The following is a 6226-nucleotide window of genomic DNA, read 5'->3' as shown; positions in this document are numbered from 1 at the left end:
CAAAATAGCCATCTATCCGAAAAAATTCAGGGTAGATGGCCATTAGTCGTGCGTACTGAGAAGGTGCGCTTATTTTTTTATATTTCGGGCTTACATTAGATACATTAATTTGATTGACATAATAGTTTTTCAACAACATAAAAGCCCTCTCCACATAAAGTGGAAAGGGCTTTTATAGTTACTGTGCATCATTGCCAACAGAGTTATCTTTATCGTTATCTGTATTGTTATTAGTTAGACTAGTAGATGTTTTATCTCTTTCAAGATGGTTATTAAGTGTTTCCGATATTTCATCGACCGATTCTTGGTTTAATTTATAGTAGTAAACACCAGTAGACATATCATCTGAACCTTCTAGTGTTAAAGAATCGATACGTGGCATTCCTTGTGTTAAATAAGATAGGAATGATTTCATCTCACTGAATGTCATGTTTGTCTTCATGTTATCGCCAAGCGCTTTAATGACATCATCGTATTTTGCAATAGATTCTACAGAAGAAGCTTTACTGATGATGGCCGTTAAGATCTCTTGTTGACGTTTACCGCGTTCAATATCACTGTCTTGCTTACGCGTTCTTGCAAGTGCTAGTGCTTCACTACCATTTAAATGCTGTAAACCAGGCTCTAAGTTAATTGCATTGCGATCGAATTCGTCTTTTTCGTGTAAAGCATACGGTACTTCAGCTTCGATTCCACCTAATGCATCAACAACGTCAATAAATGCGTTAAAGTTCATACGAACATAATAATCAATCGGAACTTCTAAAAATCCTTCTACCGTCTCAATTGTTGAAAGCGTACCACCATTTGCGTGTGCATGTGTAATTTTATCTTCATAGCCTAAATTAGGAATATAAACATATGAATCACGAGGGATACTTAGCATTTTAATCGTTTTTGTTTTATTGTTTAATGTTGCTAGAATTAGTGCATCGGAACGAGAGTTTTCAGAACCTTGCCCGCGATTTTCACTATCATCAACACCTACAAATAGGATGGAAACATTATCTTTTACTGGTTTTACTTTTTCTTCACGGAGTGAAGAAACTTCTCGACCCTCTAGTTCTTCATGTGCCGAGTTTACTGCATGTTCTGCTTGCTTCGTAATATAGACTGCGTAAGCCGTCACACATATTACTAAACTTGCAACAAGAAGAAGCGATACTTTAATAATTAGGGAAGATTTAGAAGACCTCTTCTTGCTTTTATAGTTAGTTCTATTTTTCATATTTGATATATTCTCCTCTGAATTTTGGGAATAATGATGGGATTAAACTAAACTTTATTCAAATACATTTAGATATAAACGATAAAATAGCTCAACATTAAAATTATACTATGGATATTTAGTTTTCGACAATTAAAACTATTTATTTCACAACAAATTCGATAAATTGCGCATCTTCAAAAGAAATGGTTGACTGCCCATTTGTCATTTCCGTCACCCAATTTTGGAACTGTTCTTCTTCCTCTTTTAGCACGGATACAATGATTTCGACGCCTTCCAAGTAGCGAATTTCTTCTAATGTATACGAAGAACCTCGAATTTCATTTTCTACTTTACCAAGCCATGTGTAATCAATGGCAATGTTCATAAAATGATGAAGCTTACGTTCAACTACTTGTGTAGCAAGTAAGCCTTCTGTTGTCGCCTTCCCATATGCACGAATAAGACCGCCACCACCAAGCTTAATGCCACCAAAGTAGCGTGTGACGACAACGACCGTATCCTTTAAACCTTGTTTTTTTAAGACTTCTAACATAGGGACGCCGGCTGTGCCACTTGGTTCCCCGTCATCATTTGCTTTTTGAATATGATCATGCTCTCCAATAATATAGGCTGAGCAATTGTGTGTCGCGTTATGATGTATTTTCTTTATGCGGTCAATAAAAGAAATTGCATCCTCTTCTGTTTCGACACGTTCTATATAAGTAAGAAAGCGAGATTTTGAAATAACAATTTCGCTTTCACCGAATCCTTTTACTGTTAAATAGTTTTCTCTCATCAGTATCAATCTCCTTTTAGGTAGAGTTCTATTCTATAATTTTCATAAAGAAAAAGCATTAAATTTTAACTGGGTGATGCTATAATAGGTATAGACTATAGAATATATGAAATTGGTCTATTAAAATAGTAAGTAATCATAAGACATTAGACTGGGGAGTACATTATGTTTTCAACTGATACCTTCGATTTAAAGTCGCTTGATGACATATTTAATCGAATGATAGATACAATCATGAGCTCAAAAGATGATATCTTTACTATAAGTGAACAAAGCCGAAGAAATTTCGAAGATATGCGAAAAGAGCTAGAAATTGTTCGAGAACAAGTTTCAATTGTGATTGATGAAGGTGATTCTTTAGAAAAAAGTACCCAGCTTGCTAAGCAAAGACTTGTGCTAGTGAGTAAAGCTTTTAATAAATATACCGAAGAACAAGTTCGAGAAGCATATGAAACTGCACAGGATTTTCAAGTGAAGCTTTCCGTTATTAGAACTCAAGAAAAGCAGCTGCGCGATAAAAGAGATGATCTAGAGAGAAGATTAAGAGGATTACTCGATACGATTGAACGAGCAGATCATATTGTCAATCAAGTAAATGTCGTTTTGAATTACTTAACTTCAGATTTGAAAAATGTTGGTTTAGCACTTGAACAAGCAAAAATGAAACAAGACTTTGGTATACGTATTATCGCAGCGCAAGAAGAAGAGCGAAAACGTTTATCTAGGGAAATTCATGATGGGCCTGCTCAGATGCTGGCAAATGTACTAATGCGCACTGATTTAATAGATAGAACGTATCGTGAGAAGGGCATTGACAATGCTTTGGCTGAAATTGCTGATTTAAAGAAAACGGTGCGTAATGCATTAACAGAGGTGCGACGTATTATTTATGATCTAAGACCAATGGCACTTGATGATTTGGGAATTGTTCCGACATTAAAGAAGTACGTATCGACAGTGACTGAATATAATCCTGGTGTTGAAGTTCATTTCCAATCGAGAAGCACCGAAAAGCGTATACCATCAAACTATGAAGTGTCTATTTTCCGATTAGTGCAAGAATGTGTAACTAATGCCATGAAGCACGGAAAATGTAAGGAGATTTGGGTAAAATTTGAGTGGTTGAACAATGCCGTAAATATCGTTGTAAAGGATGATGGCATAGGTTTCGATCCACAGGTAGTTAGAGATCATTCCTTTGGGATTTTAGGAATGAAAGAACGTATCGATATTTTAAATGGTACAATCTCCATTACAAGTGAGATAAATCGAGGGACGACGGTATTATTTAAAATTCCGTTATAGATGAAGCAATTGTTGGAGAAATTTAGGGGGTAAAGATAAATGACGAAGATTATTATTGTAGACGATCACCAGCTATTCCGCGAAGGAGTAAAACGTATTTTAGATTTTGAGGATACGTTTGATGTAGTAGCAGAAGGTGATGATGGTGCGGATGTGGTGTCATTATATGCTGAAAATCAACCAGATGTTGTACTAATGGATATTAATATGCCGGGTAAAAATGGAGTAGAAGCTACGGCTGATTTAATTAGTGAATACCCAGATGCAAAGGTTATTATGTTATCAATTCATGATGATGAAACATATGTAACACACGCGCTAAAATCGGGATCACTTGGTTATATGCTAAAAGAGATGGACGCTGACGAAATTGTTGAAGCCATTAAAGTAGTCGCAAATGGTGGATCTTATCTACATCCAAAGGTAACTAAAAATTTAGTAGCGGAATTCCGTCGACTTTCTGAGCATGAAAATAAAGGTAATTTCCATCAAACAGAAATTCGTCGCCCATTCCATTTACTAACAAAACGTGAATGTGAAGTATTACAATTATTAACAGATGGTCAATCTAACCGTACAATTGGTGAGACGCTGTTTATTTCTGAAAAAACAGTTAAAAACCACGTTTCAAGCATTTTACAAAAAATGAATGTAAACGACCGCACGCAAGCTGTCGTTACAGCTATCAAAAACGGCTGGGTTGAAGTACGCTAATTGCATAACATTAAATTAAAAGCTGTTTTAAAGGCTGCTATATTATGTAGTAGTTTTTAAAGCAGTTTTTTTTATGGTCGAACACCTGTAGCGGATCTTGTTAAAAGTGTAGCTATTTAACTTTAGAGATCACTCAATGTGCAACATTTTAAAATCGTGGGCGTCATATGAAAGATGTAGCACCCAAATGTTGAAAATTCACAACAAAATTCCTACAGTAGGATTTATATGCTACAATATGCGCGGGAGGTTTTTTGATGTTAAAGAAAAGTTTTCTAGCAGTTTTTACCTTATTAATGTTAACTGCCTGTGGTAATAAAGATGAAGAGATGAGTGCAGAAGATCGACAAAAAATCATTGATGATGGAACTGCCGGGTTTGAAATGCATGGTGGAGAAATAACAAAGGCAGAAAATATCCCTGCTGATGAAGAAAAAGCAATAATTGCTGCCTTTAATGAATATATTGCAGCTTTCAATTCAAAAGAAATTGAGCGTTATATGCAAACGCTCTCGAAGAATCCAAAAGGTTTCAATTATGAAGAAGAAAAAGAATTCACGACAGAAGTATTTAAACAAAATGACGTTAAACGAGAGGCTAAAAATACTACCATCGTAAAATATAACGCAAATGAAGCACAAGTCTATTCAAATTTAACCGTGCATTTAGTACAAACTAAAACAGATATTAAGCATGAAAGTGCAGGACAACAAGTTACGGTATTCGTCAAAGAAGATGGACTTTGGAAGGTCACTAGCGTCTTTTATATGGATGACACGCAATCAAGTACTAGCAAATAAAATGAAGATATCTTCATTCAGGTTTATCATTAAGGGTTGAGGTTGGGCGATTTTCTGAGATTAGCGTCAAAGGCGAGCTAAATAGAGGAACGAAGGCAAAAAGCATCACGCCCAACGACTCATCGGACTTGCCTAGCTGAAACGGAAATCAACCCCAAGTTATGGTGATGAGCCTTTTTTACTTAAAAGAAGGATTAATTAAATGAAGTTAAAGCCTCTGGCGGATGTTTGCTAAGAGCACTATACATAGAAAATGAATGTTAAATGAATGCTAAGTCTAACAATTTAGCAGATGTCTAGAATGATGAAAGAGTGAAACATACTTACTCCTATTCGACATTCAGACGAGATTACGCAATGTCGTAATTCATTTCACATTCATTTCTTTTTATTGTAAACTATGTAGAATAGGAGAGTGGACATGAATGAGGACAGCAATCGTAACAGATAGTACTGCGTATATTCCGGCTGAGGAACGAGCACGCTTAAACATTCATATGATTCCGTTAAGTGTAAATATCTCGGGGCAATTATTTGCAGAAGAAGTAGATATCACGGCATCTGAATTTTATGATAAAGTACGTGGGGCAAAAGAATTCCCAAAAACAACGCAGCCCCCAATCGGAGAATTTGTCTCTCTCTTTGAAGAGTTGGCAAACGAGTATGATGAGGTAGTATCTATTCATTTATCAAGTGGAATCAGTGGAACATATCATGGTGCAGTTCAAGCAGGCGAAATGGTGGAAGGCATTGATATGTACGCTTTTGATACTGAAATATCCTGTGCGGTACAGGGTTTTTATGTTTTACGAGCAGCTGAAATGGCTGCGCAAGGTTGTTCAGCAAAAGAAATACTTGCTACATTAGCGGACATGAAGCAGTATGCCCGAGCTTACTTCATTGTAGATGACTTAGCGCACTTACAACGTGGGGGACGTCTGTCTTCGGCAGCTGCATTAATTGGTGGCTTATTACAAGTAAAGCCTGTGCTTCATTTTGTGGACAAGGTCATTGTACCTTTTGAAAAAATTCGTACGCGTAAAAAAGCATTAAGGCGTGCGGAGGAGCTAATGGCTGAGGATGCTAAAAAGTATGAAGCAATGGACGCTGTTGTGATCCACGCCAATTGCCAAGCTGAAGCGGAAGAATGGCTAGCACAACTAGCGGCAACCTACCCAAACGTTAACTTTAAATTGAGCTATTTCGGTCCCGTGATCGGCACACATTTAGGTGAAGGCTCATTAGGGTTAGGCTGGATAAAAAAATAATCTTAGATGGGAAAGTCTCTACAGAAAAATGTAGAGGCTTTTTTTGTGTGCGCCTGGCATGCGCATGAACTATAGGGTGTAAGTCCCGAACCCCGAAGACAGAAGTAGAGGTTAGCCAAGAGCAAGGGTGTCC

Annotated in this window: 6 protein-coding genes; 4 read left to right on the top strand and 2 right to left on the bottom strand. The window is 36.8% G+C overall.

The window, feature by feature from the left end; genetic code table 11:
• Positions 1-178: 178 nt before the first annotated feature.
• Positions 179-1228: an LCP family protein gene (locus ACVWXS_RS25645; protein WP_456960647.1), complete on the bottom strand. Its 1050-nt coding sequence runs from the start codon at positions 1226-1228 to the stop codon at positions 179-181.
• A gap of 142 nt (positions 1229-1370) precedes the next feature.
• Positions 1371-2006, bottom strand: a complete 636-nt coding sequence (locus tag ACVWXS_RS25640) for a YigZ family protein (protein WP_456960646.1) — start codon at positions 2004-2006, stop codon at positions 1371-1373.
• A gap of 165 nt (positions 2007-2171) precedes the next feature.
• On the opposite strand from ACVWXS_RS25640, the gene ACVWXS_RS25635 reads away from it, so the two are divergent.
• The 4 genes from ACVWXS_RS25635 (at position 2172) to ACVWXS_RS25620 (ending at position 6093) form a co-directional block, all read left to right on the top strand.
• Positions 2172-3311 (top strand): sensor histidine kinase, encoded by a 1140-nt coding sequence (locus ACVWXS_RS25635; protein WP_456960645.1) that lies wholly within the window; start codon positions 2172-2174, stop codon positions 3309-3311.
• A 39-nt stretch (positions 3312-3350) separates the two neighbouring features.
• The gene (locus tag ACVWXS_RS25630; RefSeq protein ID WP_068986512.1) at positions 3351-4025 is read left to right on the top strand and encodes a response regulator; all 675 of its coding nucleotides are present in this window, start codon (positions 3351-3353) and stop codon (positions 4023-4025) included.
• Between the two features lie 257 nt (positions 4026-4282).
• Positions 4283-4825 (top strand): nuclear transport factor 2 family protein, encoded by a 543-nt coding sequence (locus tag ACVWXS_RS25625; protein WP_456960644.1) that lies wholly within the window; start codon positions 4283-4285, stop codon positions 4823-4825.
• Positions 4826-5250: 425 nt separating this feature from the next.
• Entirely contained in the window at positions 5251-6093 is an 843-nt protein-coding gene (locus ACVWXS_RS25620; protein WP_368636259.1) for a DegV family protein, read from the top strand.
• The last annotated feature ends 133 nt before the right edge of the window (positions 6094-6226 follow it).

Source organism: Lysinibacillus sp. TE18511 (assembly GCF_054062295.1).
The sequence above is the reverse complement of the archived record's forward strand: the minus strand, read 5'-3'. Positions and strand labels throughout refer to the sequence as shown.

Coding starts and splice junctions, on each gene's coding strand:
- ACVWXS_RS25645 (WP_456960647.1), bottom strand. CDS start 1,228: ATGAAAAATAGAACTAACTATAAAAGCAAGAAGAGGTCTTCTAAATCT.
- ACVWXS_RS25640 (WP_456960646.1), bottom strand. CDS start 2,006: ATGAGAGAAAACTATTTAACAGTAAAAGGATTCGGTGAAAGCGAAATT.
- ACVWXS_RS25635 (WP_456960645.1), top strand. CDS start 2,172: ATGTTTTCAACTGATACCTTCGATTTAAAGTCGCTTGATGACATATTT.
- ACVWXS_RS25630 (WP_068986512.1), top strand. CDS start 3,351: ATGACGAAGATTATTATTGTAGACGATCACCAGCTATTCCGCGAAGGA.
- ACVWXS_RS25625 (WP_456960644.1), top strand. CDS start 4,283: ATGTTAAAGAAAAGTTTTCTAGCAGTTTTTACCTTATTAATGTTAACT.
- ACVWXS_RS25620 (WP_368636259.1), top strand. CDS start 5,251: ATGAGGACAGCAATCGTAACAGATAGTACTGCGTATATTCCGGCTGAG.